Source organism: Lysinibacillus sphaericus (genome assembly GCF_002982115.1).
GTDB lineage: Bacteria > Bacillota > Bacilli > Bacillales_A > Planococcaceae > Lysinibacillus > Lysinibacillus sphaericus.
Window position 1 is genome coordinate 4,544,789 of record NZ_CP019980.1, and the last position, 21,149, is coordinate 4,565,937.

Sequence of the window (21,149 nt, forward strand, 5' to 3'; positions counted from 1 at the left end):
CCGTAAAATTAAAAATGGAGGCAAACTCAAATTTTATTGAATTTGCCTCCATGCTAACCGCGTTAGTTATTGACGCGGTTTTTATATTAGTTTTTCATTTCTTCTTTTTGATTAATCATAAATGTTACAACGATAAATAGCGCAAAACTAATTAATAAAGTTGTACCACCGACAATAAAGAAAACTAAAGTCAATGTATGATTAAAGTTGAATGGATTAATATTGTAGAACCACATTCCAAGTGTTAAGCCGAAGACGCCAATAATTGCCGTCCAGCCGTGTAATGTCACTAACTTTTGTGATTTTACTTTAAAGGCACGGTAGAAAATTCCCCATGCAAACATACTTAACCAACCAACAAGTAAAACGTGTGCGTGAATTGGTCGAAACTCATAACTTCCTGACCCTGACATATGCGAACCTAAATACGTACCCACCAATGCGAAAATCGCAGCGAGTCGAATAAGACGTATACTCCATTTTTGCTCCATACGATAACTCCTCCAAGTTTTAACTTACGTAGAAGTTTATCGTTTGAATATGAACTTTACATGAACTCCATATTACAATTTTGGTAGGTGTATACAAACACTTGTCCCTTCGTTCAACGCACTTTCCATTTGCACTTTACCACCGTGCAATTCAATAATTTGTTTAACAATTGCAAGACCGAGACCTGTCCCCTGTTTCGTTCTAGACTCGTCAGCTCTATAAAAACGGTCATATACCTTTTGCAATTGTTCTGTAGTCATACCAATGCCGCTATCCTTTACTAATACCTCTACAAAAGTCGTTTGTTCCTGAAGTTGGATATGAATGTCTCCACCATTAACATTATATTTAATGGCGTTTGTTAATAAATTATCCCAGACATTTTGCAATAGACTTGCATCGCCATTATAAATTACTGGCTCAATCTGATACGATAATTGCACATTCGCTTCCTCTAACTGCCAACGATATTTTCGCACTGTTTCCTTCAATTGCTCATCTAACGGATACGGTTCTCGCTTTAACATTCTGGTAGATTGATCGAGTGATGTCAGCAATAATAGTTGCTTTGTCAATGTCGAAAGTCGCTTTGTTTCTAGCTCTATAATCGTTGCGTATTCTTGCCGTTCAGGTTCTGCAAGCGTAGGATTTTTCAATAAATCGACATACCCTTGAATATTCAATAACGGGGATTGAAAGTCATGGGATACATTACTTATAAACTGTTTTCGCATTCTGTCATTTTCCTGTAGTTTTTCTGTCATGACATTAAAACTATCCGCCAGTTGTCCAATTTCATCTGCTCGGTCAATTTCAAGCAACGTATCAAACTTTTCATGGGCAAGTTGATGAGTTGCTTCGGTTAACTTTGTAATCGGACGAATAAGTGCCTTTGCAAATAATAACATGGCAAGTAAGCTCATCACCGCCATCCCAAGAATGAGACCACCTAATAACGTATGGGCCTCTGAGAACAAGAATCGAATATCTGGTCGAATAAACAATGCATATTGCTCGTTATGATACGTAAAGGGTACACCAATAGTATTTATTAACTCATTCGCAAAAAAGCCTGTCATAAATGTCTCTTTTGGAAAATCTCGCATCCCATGATAGACTTCCCCATCTAATACTTGCTGGATAATATCAGTGGGCAATTTCTTATCTCGATATTCGCCACCAAAAAAACGATGTTCCTCTCCAGTTGTAACATATATTTGATACCCAATATCGCCAAGCGTTGTTAAATAATTATCTAAATCCATTTCTTTCGCTGATTCAATATAGTCGGCAATATCTTGTGCAATCGCAACGTTTTTTGCATCATTTTTTTCTTTAGTCACTTGGTGATAATATGTATTCGTCATTAAAAATCCAATACATAAACTGCCAATCATAATGAGCATTGTCGTGATAACAAATTTACTATATAACGTCTTCATGGTGCACTTACCTCAAGCTTATAACCGACACCACGCACCGTTGTAATTTCGACATCTGTATTGTAACGATGCAATCGCTCGCGAATCCGCTTCACATGTGTATTTAATGTTTGTTCATCACCTTCATAGTCGTAACCCCATACTTGCTCCATAATAATGCTCCGTGTAAATACTTGATTTGGACGAGAGGCAAGTAGCGCTAACAGCTCAAACTCTTTTAAAGGTAACAGAAGCGTGTCACCACCAATTGTAACCTCAAAGCTACGGCGATCAATTTCAAGCTTACCCACCTGTATCGTTACTTGGTTTTTTTTATCAAGCCTACGCAAAATAGCCGTAATACGAAACAGTAATTCCTTTGGCTCGAACGGCTTAACGACATAGTCATCCGAACCTGCTAAAAAGCCTCGCTCCTTATCTTCAAGCTCTCCCTTAGCCGTTAATAACAGCACAGGGATATCATAATCCTTACTTAAAATTTCTGTTAACTTAAAACCATCCATTCCGGGCATCATGACATCCACTACTGCCAAATCGGGCATATTTCCATCCAGCAATTGCAAAGCTTGTTCCCCATTCTCTGCCTGCATGACTTGATAGCCTTCGCGAGTTAAATAAATATTCACTAACTGTAAAATATGCACATCATCATCGACAACTAAAATTTTCATTCCCTCTTGCCTCCGTTCAATATACTAGCGCCCTCCACCCTAAATTATCAGAATTGTTTGGACATTGTTTAGGTGACTGGCACTAAAAAGAAATTATAGAAATCAGCAGCAATATCAGCAGTGGTAAAACAATGACAATATAGCCTCTTGGATTTGCAAAATTCATTGTCCAGCCTACACCAAAACGTTTTTCTACAAAAACAGATGGGTCCTGACGATTCATATAAATAAGACCGCCTTTCCAGTAACGATCCTCATCAATATCCATTACCTCTGACACCACATTATCTTCATATTTCAACCGTAATTGTCGCTTTTTCCATGCATAAACTAGCACTGAACCTAAAATTAAAAATAGAAATGCAATAAAGAATGGTAATAGTTTATTGCCTTCAGCCATTGAAGGATAAATATTACTTAGCTGTAGTATGGTCAATAATGCGGTTAAACTATAGCTAATCAATGCTATATTCCAGCTCATAAACTTTCGTGTTTTTAATTCATTTTCTAATGACTCCTGCTGACGATTAATAGACATGCGAATAGCCGAACGCTTAAGTGAATCTGCAGTGCCCCACATCATACATTGCATCATCAACATAACTAGTGGTAATGAAATCGCAATAAAATAGGTTTTTTCTCGCCATGCATCCGCCGCTCCACTTGGTCCCCAATGCACCGCTACAGCATTTGGTATTTGACTATAATGTAATAATGTAAAAATAATAAGAAAAATCGTAACGCCTATAGGCACCACATAGAAGGGCCATGGAAGCATTTCATCACGACTACGAGCAGTTAAATCAACTGCTCGCACCTGTTTTATATTCATGCCCCATTGCTCGCGTATTTTCAACTTCATCACTTTCTGATGGTTTAACCAGTATAACACCATACTAATCGCCAGCATGCCAAATAAACAGCTTAGTAAAAGGATGCCTTGTGCACTTTCAGAAGGTGCAAGCGACCAGTTAAGCATTAGCATAAGTATTAAAATCAGCACGCCAAAAAGCCCTACTGTTTGCGCATATCGTTTTTTCGCAAGAGCTAATGCAGAATGCTTTATATTTTGTTCTGGTACAGTAACGCCAAATACAATAGTCTCACGTACAATGTAAGGGACAAAAACTTGCATAGCTAATGTCATCACATACATTATTGTAAAAATACCTAGTAGCATGCTACACCCCTTCTGCTGGCAGTTGCAAGTCAGCGAATACCTTTTTCATCATGTGCTCAATTTGATCCACTGTTGCACCGAGCACCATTCCTTCTGCCACAACAGGCTTTAAATTTTTTTCAATCTGCTGCAACTGTTCAGGCGTTAATGCACGCTCCTCCGTTGAACGAATAATTGCTCCTGATTTAGCACGAATCGTTATAATGCCCTTCGCCTCAAGTTCATGGTAACTCTTATTAACCGTATGCATATTGACACCTAAATCGGCTGCTAAACTTCGTACCGACGGCAATGTATCCCCCGGTCCCATGTCCCCTCTCGCGATACCCTCTATAATTTGCCGTGTAACCTGTTCATAGATAGGTACATTCGATAATGGCTCTATTTGAATAAACATCTAAATCAACTCCATATTTGTTATATAATAAGTATAACAAATAACCAATTTTATGCATAGAAAAAGGAGCTATTCTGTAAGAGCTTAAATTGTTTTGCAATGAACTTTCTTACAAGTACACTTTGCTTCTCATTATTTTTGTACAGATCGAAACTTTATTACTATCATCCCAAACATGCTTGCCGATTTTCTACTCTGAACCTTATTTGCAAGCGATTCTTAGGTTAAATAACAAAAAAGATGTCTCATGTACTTTTGAGACACCTTTTCTAATATTAATTCGTTCCTACTGCTAATTGTTCTCTTAAGCGTGCAACTGCTTCTTCTACTACTACTGCATGTCCTAATTCATTAAGTGATTCACCAATTCGTCTCACGGCTTGTTCAAGCATTGCGGGTGTTGTATTGCCCATATGCCCAATACGGAATGCTTTACCTGCTAAATGAGCCAAAGCCCCAGCAACAATTACACCTTTTTCAGCAAGCTTCGCACGGAACTTGGCATCCTCTACGCCCTCCGGATAGAGCATACAACTTAAAGTTGTAGCTGCTACTGTTTCGTCAGCTAGTGCTTTCATACCATACGTAGATAATGCTAAACGCATAGCGCGACCGTACGCTAGATGACGTGCCTCACGCTTAACAATACCTTCATCTAAAACCATCTTCATAGCAACATCATAAGCATAAATTAAATTTACAGGTGGTGTTGCAAAATATTTCCCTGGATCATTCATAACCGGAATCCAATTTTCTATATCACTATAGTATGCGGGTATCGTTCCTAGCGCTTCACGAGCCTTTAAGGCTGATTGATTAAAGGCGATAATGGCTAAACCTGGTGGTATCCCGATTGCTTTTTGTGAGCCAGTTAGTACAACATCTAATTTATAGTCAGGATGACCATATGTTTTATTCATATTTTCATCTAGCGCTGCTGTTGCGACAACACCATCTAAAATAATTAATGCCCCTGCACTTTTAATAATAGGTACCAATGCATCGAGATCCGAAGCGACGCCTGTAGATGTATCTGCATGTGTAATAGTGACTGCCTTATAATTAGCTTCAGCTAATTTTGCCTTTACTGTTGCTGGTTCAACTTGTTTTCCCCATTCTGCTTGTATCACGTCTACCTGAATACCATAAGCAGTTGCTAAAGGCGTAAAACGATCACCAAAATATCCGTGACTAATAACGAGTATTTTTTCTCCCTTACCCACAGTATTAACAATCGCCATTTCCATTGCTAGCGTTCCAGAACCTGCTAGTACAAACACTTCGCCATCCGTTTGGAATAGTTTTTTTGTTTGTGCTAATGCGTTTTTATAAATTGCCACAAAACGTGGATCTGTATGCCCACGGGTTTCGCTTGCCAAAGCATCATATATTTCCTCAACTACGGGTGTAGGACCAGGAATTAATAGTATTTCTTTATTAGTACTCATCTCTTTTCCCCCTCTAAATGATTTCTAAGTATAGAAAAATGCCTTACAAGCCCCCCATCAAAGCTTGTAAGACATCTTGCACCCCATTTTTAAATCTCAATACTTACGATTAATATAAGTAGACCCCTTTTATTAAACAGTGCTCATTTTTTGTAAGAAACGGAGGAACAGACTCCGTTCGTTACATTAGTTGGAATTAGTGAGCTGCATTCGAGTTCAGCCCACAGTGTTTAAGGAAAGTTAGATATGTTCGTTAGTAGATTTCTATCAATTAACTTAATTTTTCATAGCCTGGAAGTGTCAAGAATTCCACGAATTCATCTTGCTCAATTAAAGATTTAAACAGTTCAGCAGCTTCAGCATAGCGACCACTGTTATAGGCTTGTTCCCCAACAGCCTCTTTAATTTTCACAAGCTCTTCTTCCAATATTTCCAGCACAAATGCTAATGTAATACCACGCCCATCATCTAAAATACCCTTTGGATGACGAATCCATTGCCATACTTGTGTACGGGAGATTTCTGCAGTTGCAGCATCTTCCATCAAGTTGTTAATTGGTGCAGCTCCGTTGCCTCGTAACCAAGAAGCAATGTACTGAACTCCTACGCTACAGTTAATACGAAGACCTTCAAGGGTAATTGTCCCTTCTGGAACAGCTACTAAATCTTCAGCCTTTACATTCACATCTTCGCGTTTTTTATGGATTTGGTTTGGTGTTTTCATAATCGCATCAAACTGCTCCATAGCTGTTGCCACCATACCAGGGTGTGCTACCCAAGTTCCATCATGGCCATCCGTTGCTTCACGACGTTTATCTTCCGCAACCTTTGCAAATGCTACTGCATTCGCCTCATCATCGCCTTTAACAGGTATTTGTGCAGCCATACCACCCATAGCAGGTGCGTTGCGCTTATGACATGTTTGGATACATAAAGACGTGTAAGCCTTCATAAATGGAACTGTCATTGTTACTTGACCACGATCAGGTAAAATCACATCAGGTTGATTGCGCAGTCGTTTAATGTAGCTGAAAATATAATCCCAACGACCACAATTTAGACCTGCTGAATGATCGCGAAGCTCGTATAAAATTTCATCCATTTCAAATGCAGCTAATATTGTTTCAATTAAAACTGTCGCTTTAATTGTACCTTGTGGAATACCAATATAATCTTGTGCAAAGATAAAGACATCATTCCACAAGCGAGCCTCTAAATGACTTTCTAACTTCGGTAGATAGAAGTATGGACCCGTGCCTTTTGCCAATGCATTTTTAGCATTGTGGAATAAATAAAGACCAAAATCGAAGAAACTACCTGAAACTGGCTCACCATCTACCAACACATGTTTTTCAAGTAAATGAAGACCACGTGGACGTACTAGTAATACCGCTGTTTCTTTATTTAATTTATACGTTTTACCGTTTGACGCTTGAGTAAATTCAATCGTCTTATTAATGGCATCACGCATATTAATTTGACCAGAAATCATGTTTTCCCAAGTAGGAGCTGAAGCATCCTCAAAGCAAGCCATGAACATTTTCGCACCAGAATTTAATGCGTTAATAACCATTTTGCGGTCTACTGGTCCAGTAATTTCTACGCGTCGATCTTGTAAATCTGCAGGCAGTGGCGCAATTGTCCAATCTCCCTCACGAATATGCTTTGTTTCTGGTAGGAAGTCGAGTTTCTCACCAGCATCTAGACGCTTCTGACGATCTTGACGAGCCTCTAAAAGCTCTTTACGACGAGCATCGAATTTTTCATGCAGGGCAAGAACAAACTCAAGGGCCTCCGGTGTTAAAACTTCTTTTGTTTGCTCGTTTTGTTGTCCAACAATTTTAAGCTTACCTGTAGTTGCCTGTTCCATTAGTAGTTCCCCCACCTCTCGTGATTTAAGTTTCCCCCGCTTAGGAGGTGCGAGGGAAACTTATCTATGATTATGAATTTAGGAATTAACGTAATCGAATTAAACGAATTGTTCTGTTTCTGTAGAACCAGCCATCGCTGTTGTTGAAGAAGTACCACCAGAAATAACTTGTGACACATCATCGAAGTAACCTGTACCTACTTCGCGTTGGTGACGAGTAGCTGTATAGCCTTTAGATTCAGAAGCAAACTCAGCTTGTTGAAGTTTAGAGTATGCAGCCATGCCGTTATCTTTATAGTCATGAGCTAACTCAAACATAGAGTGGTTTAATGCATGGAAGCCAGCTAATGTTACGAATTGGAATTTGTAACCCAATTTACCTAACTCACGTTGATATTCTGCAATCTCTTCTTCTGAAAGGTTTGCTTTCCAGTTAAATGAAGGTGAACAGTTGTAAGCAAGCATTTTACCAGGGAATTCAGCATGAATCGCCGCTGCGAACTCACGAGCTTCTTCAAGTGACGGCTTAGACGTTTCACACCAGATTAAATCTGCATATGGTGCGTAAGCTAGACCACGAGCAATCGCTTGTTTAATACCTGGTGTTGTTCGGAAGAAGCCTTCTGGTGTACGTTCGCCAGTAATAAATTCAGCATCACGTGGGTCAATATCAGAAGTTACCATATCTGCAGCATCAGCATCTGTACGTGCGATTAAGATTGTATCTACGCCCATTACATCTGTTGCAAGACGAGCAGCAATTAAGTTACGAACTGCGTTTTGTGTAGGAAGTAATACTTTACCACCTAAGTGTCCACATTTTTTCTCAGAAGCTAATTGGTCTTCTAAATGCACACCAGCAGCTCCTGCTTCAATCATTCCTTTAACAAGTTCGAATACGTTTAAAGGACCACCGAAGCCAGCTTCAGCATCAGCTACGATTGGTGCAAACCAATCGAAATCGTCTACACGACCTTCAGCATGGTCGATTTGATCAGCGCGTTGTAGCGCTTGATTGATACGTTTTACTACAGCTGGTACAGAGTTAGCTGGGTATAAAGATTGGTCAGGGTACATTTGACCTGAAAGGTTAGCATCAGCGGCTACTTGCCAGCCAGATAAGTAGATTGCTTTTAATCCTGCTTTTACTTGTTGAACCGCTTGATTACCAGTTAATGCACCTAATGCATTAATAAACGGTTCTTCGTGTAATGATTTCCAAAGTCGTTTAGCACCTTTTGTTGCTAAAGTCTGTTCAATTACAACAGAACCTTGTAATTTAACTACCTCTTCAGCCGTATAAGCGCGTTCAATACCAGCCCAACGTGGGTTTTCTGCCCATTGTTTTTCTAAAGCTTGAATTTTATCTTGACGTGTTGACATATTGAAATTCCACCTTCCCCTTTGTGTAAAATATACTCTGTTAAAAAACTTTTTAATTTCTGTTCCATAACAGGTTTATTTGTTGTAAATTAATATATAACAGTACATCTGAATTTTCACTATTTTTTGATAAAAGACCAAATTTTGATGATGAAACCGCTTTTTTAAGCGACAAAATTTGGTAAACTGTTTACAAACAAGGGGGCTATTCACAATGAAAAATGAAATCAATGCTGTACAAAAAAGTATTGCACAACAATTTATTACGATGTTACAAGACTGGATTCCACCTAACTCGTCCATCGCCATTGCTGTAGAGAACTCCTATATTTACTTTAACTCTGGATATCATGGTATTCATTTAGAAATAGGACGGCAAGTTGAACCAGGCAGTATTGCAGAGCAAGTATTGCGTACAAATAAACGTACAGACGCAATATTAGATAATACTCTATTTGGTACACCCTATTATGGTATTGGCTACCCAGTACATATTCAGGATACGCCAGCAGCATTAGTAGTTGTTTTACCTTCAACTTTTACTGCACAGAAATTGGAGCCTTATCAATTTTTAACAGGGAAACAGGAAGAAGAATGGACCCCTGTAGTAATCGATAAAATTTCTTATATTGAGAGCCTTCAGAAAAAAACTTGGTTTTATGTAGAAAAGGAACAATTTAAAACAAGTATTACACTTAAAGAATTACAAATGCGTTTACCTCCGTTTTTTATACGCATTCATAGATCCTATATAGTGAATATTCATTTCATAAAAAAAATGGCGCGTGATCTTACTTCGAATTTCATTGTTACTTTAAAAGATGGTACAGAATTACCTGTCAGCCAATCCTATCTTAATAACCTACGTAATGCGCTAGAATTTTAACAAAATAAAAACAGCTGCCTTCTGCAGCTGTTCAAATATTGACACAAAAAAACCTGAGAATAAATTCTCAGGTTTTTATTTGCCTAGCGACGTCCTACTCTCACAGGGGGAAGCCCCCAACTACCATCGGCGCTAAAGAGCTTAACTTCCGTGTTCGGTATGGGAACGGGTGTGACCTCTTTGCCATCATCACTAGACAGTATTTAATTGAAAGATTGTTCTTTCAAAACTGGATAAACGGTTCATTGAATGTTTCAAACTTTTTTGGTTAAGTCCTCGATCGATTAGTATTCGTCAGCTCCATGTGTCACCACACTTCCACCTCGAACCTATCTACCTCATCGTCTTTGAGGGATCTTACTTACTTGCGTAATGGGAAATCTCATCTTGAGGGGGGCTTCATGCTTAGATGCTTTCAGCACTTATCCCGTCCACACATAGCTACCCAGCGATGCCTTTGGCAAGACAACTGGTACACCAGCGGTGTGTCCATCCCGGTCCTCTCGTACTAAGGACAGCTCCTCTCAAATTTCCTACGCCCACGACGGATAGGGACCGAACTGTCTCACGACGTTCTGAACCCAGCTCGCGTACCGCTTTAATGGGCGAACAGCCCAACCCTTGGGACCGACTACAGCCCCAGGATGCGATGAGCCGACATCGAGGTGCCAAACCTCCCCGTCGATGTGGACTCTTGGGGGAGATAAGCCTGTTATCCCCGGGGTAGCTTTTATCCGTTGAGCGATGGCCCTTCCATGCGGAACCACCGGATCACTAAGCCCGTCTTTCGACCCTGCTCGACTTGTAGGTCTCGCAGTCAAGCTCCCTTGTGCCTTTACACTCTACGAATGATTTCCAACCATTCTGAGGGAACCTTTGGGCGCCTCCGTTACCTTTTAGGAGGCGACCGCCCCAGTCAAACTGTCCGCCTGACACTGTCTCCTGCCCCGCTAAGGGGCATGGGTTAGAATTTCAATACAACCAGGGTAGTATCCCACCGACGCCTCCTTCGAAGCTGGCGCTCCGAGATCTCTGGCTCCTACCTATCCTGTACAAGTTGTACCAAAATTCAATATCAGGCTACAGTAAAGCTCCACGGGGTCTTTCCGTCCTGTCGCGGGTAACCTGCATCTTCACAGGTACTATAATTTCACCGAGTCTCTCGTTGAGACAGTGCCCAGATCGTTACGCCTTTCGTGCGGGTCGGAACTTACCCGACAAGGAATTTCGCTACCTTAGGACCGTTATAGTTACGGCCGCCGTTTACTGGGGCTTCAATTCGCAGCTTCGCTTGCGCTAACCACTCCTCTTAACCTTCCAGCACCGGGCAGGCGTCAGCCCCTATACGTCACCTTACGGTTTTGCAGAGACCTGTGTTTTTGCTAAACAGTCGCCTGGGCCTATTCACTGCGGCTCTCATGCGCTTGCACGCTCAAGAGCACCCCTTCTCCCGAAGTTACGGGGTCATTTTGCCGAGTTCCTTAACGAGAGTTCTCTCGCACACCTTAGGATTCTCTCCTCGACTACCTGTGTCGGTTTGCGGTACGGGCACCTCTCACCTCGATAGAGGCTTTTCTTGGCAGTGTGAAATCAGGAACTTCGTCCATACGGACTCGCCATCACAGCTCAACGTTACAGTGTGCGGATTTGCCTACACACACGCCTTACTGCTTGGACGCGCACAACCAACGGCGCGCTTACCCTATCCTACTGCGTCCCCCCATTTCTCAAACGGTGAGGAGGTGGTACAGGAATATCAACCTGTTGTCCATCGCCTACGCCTATCGGCCTCGGCTTAGGTCCCGACTAACCCTGAGCGGACGAGCCTTCCTCAGGAAACCTTAGTCATACGGTGGACGGGATTCTCACCCGTCTTTCGCTACTCATACCGGCATTCTCACTTCTAAGCGCTCCACCAGTCCTTCCGGTCTGACTTCAACGCACTTAGAACGCTCTCCTACCACTGACATCGTAGATGTCAATCCACAGCTTCGGTGAATCGTTTAGCCCCGATACATTTTCGGCGCAGCGTCACTCGACCAGTGAGCTATTACGCACTCTTTAAATGATGGCTGCTTCTAAGCCAACATCCTGGTTGTCTGTGCAACGCCACATCCTTTTCCACTTAACGATTACTTTGGGACCTTAGCTGGTGGTCTGGGCTGTTTCCCTTTTGACTACGGATCTTATCACTCGCAGTCTGACTCCCGTGTATAAATATCTGGCATTCGGAGTTTGTCTGAATTCGGTAAACCGGGATGGCCCCCTAGTCCAAACAGTGCTCTACCTCCAGTATTCTCATCACGAGGCTAGCCCTAAAGCTATTTCGGAGAGAACCAGCTATCTCCAAGTTCGATTGGAATTTCTCCGCTACCCACACCTCATCCCCGCACTTTTCAACGTGCGTGGGTTCGGGCCTCCAGTAAGTGTTACCTCACCTTCACCCTGGACATGGGTAGATCACCTGGTTTCGGGTCTACGACCACGTACTAATTCGCCCTATTCAGACTCGCTTTCGCTGCGGCTCCGCCTTCTAAAGCTTAACCTCGCACGTAATCGTAACTCGCCGGTTCATTCTACAAAAGGCACGCTATCACCCATTAACGGGCTCTAACTACTTGTAGGCACACGGTTTCAGGATCTCTTTCACTCCCCTTCCGGGGTGCTTTTCACCTTTCCCTCACGGTACTGGTTCACTATCGGTCACTAGGTAGTATTTAGCCTTGGGAGATGGTCCTCCCGGATTCCGACGGAATTTCACGTGTTCCGCCGTACTCAGGATCCACTCTGGAGGGAATGAACTTTCGACTACAGGGCTTTTACCTGCTCTGGCGGACCTTTCCAAGTCGCTTCATCTAACTCATTCCTTTGTAACTCCGTATAGAGTGTCCTACAACCCCAAGAGGCAAGCCTCTTGGTTTGGGCTCTTCCCGTTTCGCTCGCCGCTACTCAGGGAATCGATTTTTCTTTCTCTTCCTCCAGGTACTTAGATGTTTCAGTTCCCTGGGTCTGCCTTCAAGACGCTATGTATTCACGTCAAGATACTACGCGATTAAACGTAGTGGGTTCCCCCATTCGGAAATCTCCGGATCAAAGCTCACTTACAGCTCCCCGAAGCATATCGGTGTTAGTGCCGTCCTTCTTCGGCTCCTAGTGCCAAGGCATTCGCCGTGCGCCCTTAATAACTTAACCTATCGGCTTCCAATCCACTGCGCATTTCGTTGTCAGCTTCTCTCGTTCAATCAGTCACGTACGTAAGTACGCTCCTTCATTCACTCATTCGCTTCCTAGAACTGCTTGTGTCTTGAAACCCTATTATCAGTTATTAAGCCTAAAAAACTTAATTAAAAAATAAATGTGTTTGTTACAATTTCAATGTCGTTTTATCCAGTTTTCAAAGAACAAATAAAAATTGGTGGAGCCTAGCGGGATCGAACCGCTGACCTCCTGCGTGCAAGGCAGGCGCTCTCCCAGCTGAGCTAAGGCCCCAAGAGGTTATATATGGTGGGCCTAAATGGACTCGAACCATCGACCTCACGCTTATCAGGCGTGCGCTCTAACCAGCTGAGCTATAGGCCCTCTTGGAAGTTTTATAAAGTTAGTTATAAACCTTCAAAACTGAACGCAAAACGTAATCTTACAAACCCAAGGTTTGTATTCCGAAAATATCCTTAGAAAGGAGGTGATCCAGCCGCACCTTCCGATACGGCTACCTTGTTACGACTTCACCCCAATCATCTATCCCACCTTCGGCGGCTGGCTCCAAAAGGTTACCTCACCGACTTCGGGTGTTACAAACTCTCGTGGTGTGACGGGCGGTGTGTACAAGGCCCGGGAACGTATTCACCGCGGCATGCTGATCCGCGATTACTAGCGATTCCGGCTTCATGTAGGCGAGTTGCAGCCTACAATCCGAACTGAGAACGACTTTATCGGATTAGCTCCCTCTCGCGAGTTGGCAACCGTTTGTATCGTCCATTGTAGCACGTGTGTAGCCCAGGTCATAAGGGGCATGATGATTTGACGTCATCCCCACCTTCCTCCGGTTTGTCACCGGCAGTCACCTTAGAGTGCCCAACTAAATGATGGCAACTAAGATCAAGGGTTGCGCTCGTTGCGGGACTTAACCCAACATCTCACGACACGAGCTGACGACAACCATGCACCACCTGTCACCGTTGTCCCCGAAGGGAAAACCATATCTCTACAGTGGTCAACGGGATGTCAAGACCTGGTAAGGTTCTTCGCGTTGCTTCGAATTAAACCACATGCTCCACCGCTTGTGCGGGCCCCCGTCAATTCCTTTGAGTTTCAGTCTTGCGACCGTACTCCCCAGGCGGAGTGCTTAATGCGTTAGCTGCAGCACTAAGGGGCGGAAACCCCCTAACACTTAGCACTCATCGTTTACGGCGTGGACTACCAGGGTATCTAATCCTGTTTGCTCCCCACGCTTTCGCGCCTCAGTGTCAGTTACAGACCAGATAGTCGCCTTCGCCACTGGTGTTCCTCCAAATCTCTACGCATTTCACCGCTACACTTGGAATTCCACTATCCTCTTCTGCACTCAAGTCTCCCAGTTTCCAATGACCCTCCACGGTTGAGCCGTGGGCTTTCACATCAGACTTAAGAAACCACCTGCGCGCGCTTTACGCCCAATAATTCCGGACAACGCTTGCCACCTACGTATTACCGCGGCTGCTGGCACGTAGTTAGCCGTGGCTTTCTAATAAGGTACCGTCAAGGTACAGCCAGTTACTACTGTACTTGTTCTTCCCTTACAACAGAGTTTTACGAACCGAAATCCTTCTTCACTCACGCGGCGTTGCTCCATCAGGCTTTCGCCCATTGTGGAAGATTCCCTACTGCTGCCTCCCGTAGGAGTCTGGGCCGTGTCTCAGTCCCAGTGTGGCCGATCACCCTCTCAGGTCGGCTACGCATCGTTGCCTTGGTGAGCCGTTACCTCACCAACTAGCTAATGCGCCGCGGGCCCATCCTATAGCGACAGCCGAAACCGTCTTTCAGTATTGTCCCATGAGGGACAAAAGATTATTCGGTATTAGCCCCGGTTTCCCGGAGTTATCCCAAACTATAGGGTAGGTTGCCCACGTGTTACTCACCCGTCCGCCGCTAACGTCAAAGGAGCAAGCTCCTTCTCTGTTCGCTCGACTTGCATGTATTAGGCACGCCGCCAGCGTTCGTCCTGAGCCAGGATCAAACTCTCCATAAAAGAAATTTGATTAGCTCAAATTGTTTTGCTGGCATCAATTTTGATGTCCAAAATTTTGTTTCGTTCACTAACGAAGTTAGCTAGTAAAAACTATATTGATTACGTTTTGCTTGTTCAGTTTTCAAGGTTCATATATAAATATAAAAATGGTGGAGCCTAGCGGGATCGAACCGCTGACCTCCTGCGTGCAAGGCAGGCGCTCTCCCAGCTGAGCTAAGGCCCCATAAAGTATATTTTAGGAAATGGTCGGGAAGACAGGATTCGAACCTGCGACCCCTTGGTCCCAAACCAAGTGCTCTACCAAGCTGAGCTACTTCCCGTTCATTTATTGGCGCGCCCGGCAGGAGTCGAACCCACAACCTTCTGATCCGTAGTCAGACGCTCTATCCAATTGAGCTACGGGCGCTAAATATTAAAAATGGTGCCGAGGGCCGGAATCGAACCGGCACGGTAGTCACCTACCGCAGGATTTTAAGTCCTGTGCGTCTGCCAGTTCCGCCACCCCGGCACATTTGGAGCGGAAGACGAGGTTCGAACTCGCGACCCCCACCTTGGCAAGGTGGTGTTCTACCACTGAACTACTTCCGCATGTGCATAAGATTATTTATCCTGGCAATTATATAAATTCAAATAAAATGGTGCGGGTGAAGGGAGTCGAACCCCCACGCCTCGCGGCGCTAGATCCTAAGTCTAGTGCGTCTGCCAATTCCGCCACACCCGCATTTTATTGTTGGCAATTAAAAATGGTGAGCCATGAAGGACTCGAACCTTCGACCCTCTGATTAAAAGTCAGATGCTCTACCAACTGAGCTAATGGCTCAAAAAATGGTGCCGGCTATAGGAATCGAACCCACGACCTACTGATTACAAGTCAGTTGCTCTACCTGCTGAGCTAAACCGGCATATGGTGGAGGATGACGGGCTCGAACCGCCGACCCTCTGCTTGTAAGGCAGATGCTCTCCCAGCTGAGCTAATCCTCCTGGGTATTATGCCTAGCGACGTCCTACTCTCACAGGGGGAAGCCCCCAACTACCATCGGCGCTAAAGAGCTTAACTTCCGTGTTCGGTATGGGAACGGGTGTGACCTCTTTGCCATCATCACTAGACTATTTAAAAGACAAGATTCATTATAACATAAATTATTATAATTACAAGCTTTTTTTTAAAAACTCGCTTGTTCTTTCAAAACTGGATAAACGTTCATTGAATGTTTCAAACTTTTTTGGTTAAGTCCTCGATCGATTAGTATTCGTCAGCTCCATGTGTCACCACACTTCCACCTCGAACCTATCTACCTCATCGTCTTTGAGGGATCTTACTTACTTGCGTAATGGGAAATCTCATCTTGAGGGGGGCTTCATGCTTAGATGCTTTCAGCACTTATCCCGTCCACACATAGCTACCCAGCGATGCCTTTGGCAAGACAACTGGTACACCAGCGGTGTGTCCATCCCGGTCCTCTCGTACTAAGGACAGCTCCTCTCAAATTTCCTACGCCCACGACGGATAGGGACCGAACTGTCTCACGACGTTCTGAACCCAGCTCGCGTACCGCTTTAATGGGCGAACAGCCCAACCCTTGGGACCGACTACAGCCCCAGGATGCGATGAGCCGACATCGAGGTGCCAAACCTCCCCGTCGATGTGGACTCTTGGGGGAGATAAGCCTGTTATCCCCGGGGTAGCTTTTATCCGTTGAGCGATGGCCCTTCCATGCGGAACCACCGGATCACTAAGCCCGTCTTTCGACCCTGCTCGACTTGTAGGTCTCGCAGTCAAGCTCCCTTGTGCCTTTACACTCTACGAATGATTTCCAACCATTCTGAGGGAACCTTTGGGCGCCTCCGTTACCTTTTAGGAGGCGACCGCCCCAGTCAAACTGTCCGCCTGACACTGTCTCCTGCCCCGCTAAGGGGCATGGGTTAGAATTTCAATACAACCAGGGTAGTATCCCACCGACGCCTCCTTCGAAGCTGGCGCTCCGAGATCTCTGGCTCCTACCTATCCTGTACAAGTTGTACCAAAATTCAATATCAGGCTACAGTAAAGCTCCACGGGGTCTTTCCGTCCTGTCGCGGGTAACCTGCATCTTCACAGGTACTATAATTTCACCGAGTCTCTCGTTGAGACAGTGCCCAGATCGTTACGCCTTTCGTGCGGGTCGGAACTTACCCGACAAGGAATTTCGCTACCTTAGGACCGTTATAGTTACGGCCGCCGTTTACTGGGGCTTCAATTCGCAGCTTCGCTTGCGCTAACCACTCCTCTTAACCTTCCAGCACCGGGCAGGCGTCAGCCCCTATACGTCACCTTACGGTTTTGCAGAGACCTGTGTTTTTGCTAAACAGTCGCCTGGGCCTATTCACTGCGGCTCTCATGCGCTTGCACGCTCAAGAGCACCCCTTCTCCCGAAGTTACGGGGTCATTTTGCCGAGTTCCTTAACGAGAGTTCTCTCGCACACCTTAGGATTCTCTCCTCGACTACCTGTGTCGGTTTGCGGTACGGGCACCTCTCACCTCGATAGAGGCTTTTCTTGGCAGTGTGAAATCAGGAACTTCGTCCATACGGACTCGCCATCACAGCTCAACGTTACAGTGTGCGGATTTGCCTACACACACGCCTTACTGCTTGGACGCGCACAACCAACGGCGCGCTTACCCTATCCTACTGCGTCCCCCCATTTCTCAAACGGTGAGGAGGTGGTACAGGAATATCAACCTGTTGTCCATCGCCTACGCCTATCGGCCTCGGCTTAGGTCCCGACTAACCCTGAGCGGACGAGCCTTCCTCAGGAAACCTTAGTCATACGGTGGACGGGATTCTCACCCGTCTTTCGCTACTCATACCGGCATTCTCACTTCTAAGCGCTCCACCAGTCCTTCCGGTCTGACTTCAACGCACTTAGAACGCTCTCCTACCACTGACATCGTAGATGTCAATCCACAGCTTCGGTGAATCGTTTAGCCCCGATACATTTTCGGCGCAGCGTCACTCGACCAGTGAGCTATTACGCACTCTTTAAATGATGGCTGCTTCTAAGCCAACATCCTGGTTGTCTGTGCAACGCCACATCCTTTTCCACTTAACGATTACTTTGGGACCTTAGCTGGTGGTCTGGGCTGTTTCCCTTTTGACTACGGATCTTATCACTCGCAGTCTGACTCCCGTGTATAAATATCTGGCATTCGGAGTTTGTCTGAATTCGGTAAACCGGGATGGCCCCCTAGTCCAAACAGTGCTCTACCTCCAGTATTCTCATCACGAGGCTAGCCCTAAAGCTATTTCGGAGAGAACCAGCTATCTCCAAGTTCGATTGGAATTTCTCCGCTACCCACACCTCATCCCCGCACTTTTCAACGTGCGTGGGTTCGGGCCTCCAGTAAGTGTTACCTCACCTTCACCCTGGACATGGGTAGATCACCTGGTTTCGGGTCTACGACCACGTACTAATTCGCCCTATTCAGACTCGCTTTCGCTGCGGCTCCGCCTTCTAAAGCTTAACCTCGCACGTAATCGTAACTCGCCGGTTCATTCTACAAAAGGCACGCTATCACCCATTAACGGGCTCTAACTACTTGTAGGCACACGGTTTCAGGATCTCTTTCACTCCCCTTCCGGGGTGCTTTTCACCTTTCCCTCACGGTACTGGTTCACTATCGGTCACTAGGTAGTATTTAGCCTTGGGAGATGGTCCTCCCGGATTCCGACGGAATTTCACGTGTTCCGCCGTACTCAGGATCCACTCTGGAGGGAATGAACTTTCGACTACAGGGCTTTTACCTGCTCTGGCGGACCTTTCCAAGTCGCTTCATCTAACTCATTCCTTTGTAACTCCGTATAGAGTGTCCTACAACCCCAAGAGGCAAGCCTCTTGGTTTGGGCTCTTCCCGTTTCGCTCGCCGCTACTCAGGGAATCGATTTTTCTTTCTCTTCCTCCAGGTACTTAGATGTTTCAGTTCCCTGGGTCTGCCTTCAAGACGCTATGTATTCACGTCAAGATACTACGCGATTAAACGTAGTGGGTTCCCCCATTCGGAAATCTCCGGATCAAAGCTCACTTACAGCTCCCCGAAGCATATCGGTGTTAGTGCCGTCCTTCTTCGGCTCCTAGTGCCAAGGCATTCGCCGTGCGCCCTTAATAACTTAACCTAGTTATTAAGCCTATAAAAAACTTAAAAAAATAAATGTGTTTGTTACAATTTCAATGTCGTTTTATCCAGTTTTCAAAGAACAAATTTTGAAGTATTTCATCGTAATGATGAACCTTCAAAACTGAACGCAAAACGTAATCTTACAAACCCAAGGTTTGTATTCCGAAAATATCCTTAGAAAGGAGGTGATCCAGCCGCACCTTCCGATACGGCTACCTTGTTACGACTTCACCCCAATCATCTATCCCACCTTCGGCGGCTGGCTCCAAAAGGTTACCTCACCGACTTCGGGTGTTACAAACTCTCGTGGTGTGACGGGCGGTGTGTACAAGGCCCGGGAACGTATTCACCGCGGCATGCTGATCCGCGATTACTAGCGATTCCGGCTTCATGTAGGCGAGTTGCAGCCTACAATCCGAACTGAGAACGACTTTATCGGATTAGCTCCCTCTCGCGAGTTGGCAACCGTTTGTATCGTCCATTGTAGCACGTGTGTAGCCCAGGTCATAAGGGGCATGATGATTTGACGTCATCCCCACCTTCCTCCGGTTTGTCACCGGCAGTCACCTTAGAGTGCCCAACTAAATGATGGCAACTAAGATCAAGGGTTGCGCTCGTTGCGGGACTTAACCCAACATCTCACGACACGAGCTGACGACAACCATGCACCACCTGTCACCGTTGTCCCCGAAGGGAAAACCATATCTCTACAGTGGTCAACGGGATGTCAAGACCTGGTAAGGTTCTTCGCGTTGCTTCGAATTAAACCACATGCTCCACCGCTTGTGCGGGCCCCCGTCAATTCCTTTGAGTTTCAGTCTTGCGACCGTACTCCCCAGGCGGAGTGCTTAATGCGTTAGCTGCAGCACTAAGGGGCGGAAACCCCCTAACACTTAGCACTCATCGTTTACGGCGTGGACTACCAGGGTATCTAATCCTGTTTGCTCCCCACGCTTTCGCGCCTCAGTGTCAGTTACAGACCAGATAGTCGCCTTCGCCACTGGTGTTCCTCCAAATCTCTACGCATTTCACCGCTACACTTGGAATTCCACTATCCTCTTCTGCACTCAAGTCTCCCAGTTTCCAATGACCCTCCACGGTTGAGCCGTGGGCTTTCACATCAGACTTAAGAAACCACCTGCGCGCGCTTTACGCCCAATAATTCCGGACAACGCTTGCCACCTACGTATTACCGCGGCTGCTGGCACGTAGTTAGCCGTGGCTTTCTAATAAGGTACCGTCAAGGTACAGCCAGTTACTACTGTACTTGTTCTTCCCTTACAACAGAGTTTTACGAACCGAAATCCTTCTTCACTCACGCGGCGTTGCTCCATCAGGCTTTCGCCCATTGTGGAAGATTCCCTACTGCTGCCTCCCGTAGGAGTCTGGGCCGTGTCTCAGTCCCAGTGTGGCCGATCACCCTCTCAGGTCGGCTACGCATCGTTGCCTTGGTGAGCCGTTACCTCACCAACTAGCTAATGCGCCGCGGGCCCATCCTATAGCGACAGCCGAAACCGTCTTTCAGTATTGTCCCATGAGGGACAAAAGATTATTCGGTATTAGCCCCGGTTTCCCGGAGTTATCCCAAACTATAGGGTAGGTTGCCCACGTGTTACTCACCCGTCCGCCGCTAACGTCAAAGGAGCAAGCTCCTTCTCTGTTCGCTCGACTTGCATGTATTAGGCACGCCGCCAGCGTTCGTCCTGAGCCAGGATCAAACTCTCCATAAAAGAAATTTGATTAGCTCAAATTGTTTTGCTGGCATCAATTTTGATGTCCAAAATTTTGTTTCGTTCACTAACGAAGTTAGCTAATAAAAACTATATTGATTACGTTTTGCTTGTTCAGTTTTCAAGGTTCATTTTGTTGCTGTTCGTTTCAGCAACTTTTATATAATACCATTTTCAAACTTAGCTGTCAACAACTTTTTAAAATATTTTATTTCTTTAAGAAGTGACAACTTTTAAATCTTACCACTTTCGAATGTTGTTGTCAACATT

At 45.1% G+C, this 21,149-nt stretch carries 9 protein-coding genes, 11 tRNA genes and 6 rRNA genes; 1 reads left to right on the forward strand and 25 read right to left on the reverse strand.

What is annotated here, in order from left to right; all coding sequences use genetic code 11:
* Positions 1–86 precede the first annotated feature (86 nt).
* The 8 genes from LS41612_RS22190 to aceA all read right to left on the reverse strand — a co-directional run bounded on the left by LS41612_RS22190 (position 87) and on the right by aceA (position 8,883).
* On the reverse strand, positions 87–491 hold the full coding sequence (locus LS41612_RS22190) for a hypothetical protein (protein WP_024360807.1): 405 nt from the start codon (positions 489–491) through the stop codon (positions 87–89).
* A 72-nt stretch (positions 492–563) separates the two neighbouring features.
* Positions 564–1,934 carry a HAMP domain-containing sensor histidine kinase gene (locus LS41612_RS22195; protein WP_024360808.1) on the reverse strand — a complete coding sequence of 457 codons (1,371 nt, stop codon included), beginning with the start codon at positions 1,932–1,934 and terminating at the stop codon, positions 564–566.
* Positions 1,931–2,605, reverse strand: coding sequence for a response regulator transcription factor (locus tag LS41612_RS22200; RefSeq protein WP_024360809.1), 675 nt, complete (start codon positions 2,603–2,605; stop codon positions 1,931–1,933). The genes LS41612_RS22195 and LS41612_RS22200 overlap by 4 nt, the downstream gene beginning before the upstream one ends.
* Positions 2,606–2,687: 82 nt before the next feature.
* Positions 2,688–3,785, reverse strand: a complete 1,098-nt coding sequence (locus LS41612_RS22205; RefSeq protein ID WP_024360810.1) for a DUF1648 domain-containing protein — start codon at positions 3,783–3,785, stop codon at positions 2,688–2,690.
* A 1-nt stretch (position 3,786) separates the two neighbouring features.
* A complete protein-coding gene (locus LS41612_RS22210) occupies positions 3,787–4,182 on the reverse strand; it encodes a GntR family transcriptional regulator (RefSeq protein ID WP_024360811.1) in 396 nt (131 codons plus the stop codon).
* Between the two features lie 275 nt (positions 4,183–4,457).
* On the reverse strand, positions 4,458–5,630 hold the full coding sequence (locus LS41612_RS22215) for a pyridoxal-phosphate-dependent aminotransferase family protein (protein ID WP_024360812.1): 1,173 nt from the start codon (positions 5,628–5,630) through the stop codon (positions 4,458–4,460).
* 271 nt (positions 5,631–5,901) lie between these two features.
* Complete coding sequence (gene aceB, locus LS41612_RS22220) at positions 5,902–7,500, reverse strand: malate synthase A (protein ID WP_024360813.1); 1,599 nt, start codon at positions 7,498–7,500, stop codon at positions 5,902–5,904.
* A 99-nt stretch (positions 7,501–7,599) separates the two neighbouring features.
* Positions 7,600–8,883, reverse strand: a complete 1,284-nt coding sequence (gene aceA, locus LS41612_RS22225; RefSeq protein WP_024360814.1) for an isocitrate lyase — start codon at positions 8,881–8,883, stop codon at positions 7,600–7,602.
* Positions 8,884–9,097: 214 nt separating this feature from the next.
* On the opposite strand from aceA, the gene LS41612_RS22230 reads away from it, so the two are divergent.
* Entirely contained in the window at positions 9,098–9,769 is a 672-nt protein-coding gene (locus LS41612_RS22230; protein ID WP_024360815.1) for a LytR/AlgR family response regulator transcription factor, read from the forward strand.
* Between the two features lie 81 nt (positions 9,770–9,850).
* On the opposite strand, the gene rrf (LS41612_RS22235) is transcribed toward LS41612_RS22230, so the two are convergent.
* The 17 genes from rrf (LS41612_RS22235) to LS41612_RS22315 all read right to left on the reverse strand — a co-directional run bounded on the left by rrf (LS41612_RS22235) (position 9,851) and on the right by LS41612_RS22315 (position 20,879).
* A 5S ribosomal RNA gene (rrf, locus tag LS41612_RS22235) occupies positions 9,851–9,966 on the reverse strand.
* A 67-nt stretch (positions 9,967–10,033) separates the two neighbouring features.
* Positions 10,034–12,961: ribosomal RNA gene (locus LS41612_RS22240) — 23S ribosomal RNA — on the reverse strand.
* A 221-nt stretch (positions 12,962–13,182) separates the two neighbouring features.
* A tRNA-Ala gene (locus LS41612_RS22245) sits at positions 13,183–13,258 on the reverse strand.
* Positions 13,259–13,271: 13 nt separating this feature from the next.
* Positions 13,272–13,348, reverse strand: a tRNA-Ile gene (locus LS41612_RS22250).
* A 96-nt stretch (positions 13,349–13,444) separates the two neighbouring features.
* Positions 13,445–14,996, reverse strand: a 16S ribosomal RNA gene (locus tag LS41612_RS22255).
* A 147-nt stretch (positions 14,997–15,143) separates the two neighbouring features.
* Positions 15,144–15,219 (reverse strand) — tRNA-Ala (locus LS41612_RS22260).
* Positions 15,220–15,239: 20 nt separating this feature from the next.
* A tRNA-Pro gene (locus tag LS41612_RS22265) sits at positions 15,240–15,316 on the reverse strand.
* Positions 15,317–15,325: 9 nt separating this feature from the next.
* Positions 15,326–15,402: transfer RNA gene (locus LS41612_RS22270), tRNA-Arg, on the reverse strand.
* Positions 15,403–15,415: 13 nt separating this feature from the next.
* Positions 15,416–15,504: transfer RNA gene (locus LS41612_RS22275), tRNA-Leu, on the reverse strand.
* 5 nt (positions 15,505–15,509) lie between these two features.
* A tRNA-Gly gene (locus LS41612_RS22280) sits at positions 15,510–15,584 on the reverse strand.
* Positions 15,585–15,632: 48 nt separating this feature from the next.
* Positions 15,633–15,717, reverse strand: a tRNA-Leu gene (locus LS41612_RS22285).
* A 23-nt stretch (positions 15,718–15,740) separates the two neighbouring features.
* Positions 15,741–15,816 (reverse strand) — tRNA-Lys (locus LS41612_RS22290).
* A 6-nt stretch (positions 15,817–15,822) separates the two neighbouring features.
* Positions 15,823–15,898: transfer RNA gene (locus tag LS41612_RS22295), tRNA-Thr, on the reverse strand.
* A gap of 3 nt (positions 15,899–15,901) precedes the next feature.
* Positions 15,902–15,977 (reverse strand) — tRNA-Val (locus tag LS41612_RS22300).
* Between the two features lie 10 nt (positions 15,978–15,987).
* Positions 15,988–16,103: ribosomal RNA gene (gene rrf, locus LS41612_RS22305) — 5S ribosomal RNA — on the reverse strand.
* A gap of 116 nt (positions 16,104–16,219) precedes the next feature.
* Positions 16,220–19,147 (reverse strand): 23S ribosomal RNA (locus LS41612_RS22310).
* Positions 19,148–19,327: 180 nt separating this feature from the next.
* Positions 19,328–20,879, reverse strand: a 16S ribosomal RNA gene (locus LS41612_RS22315).
* The 16S, 23S and 5S rRNA genes sit together here with 11 tRNA genes alongside, the layout of an rRNA operon.
* Positions 20,880–21,149: the final 270 nt, after the last annotated feature.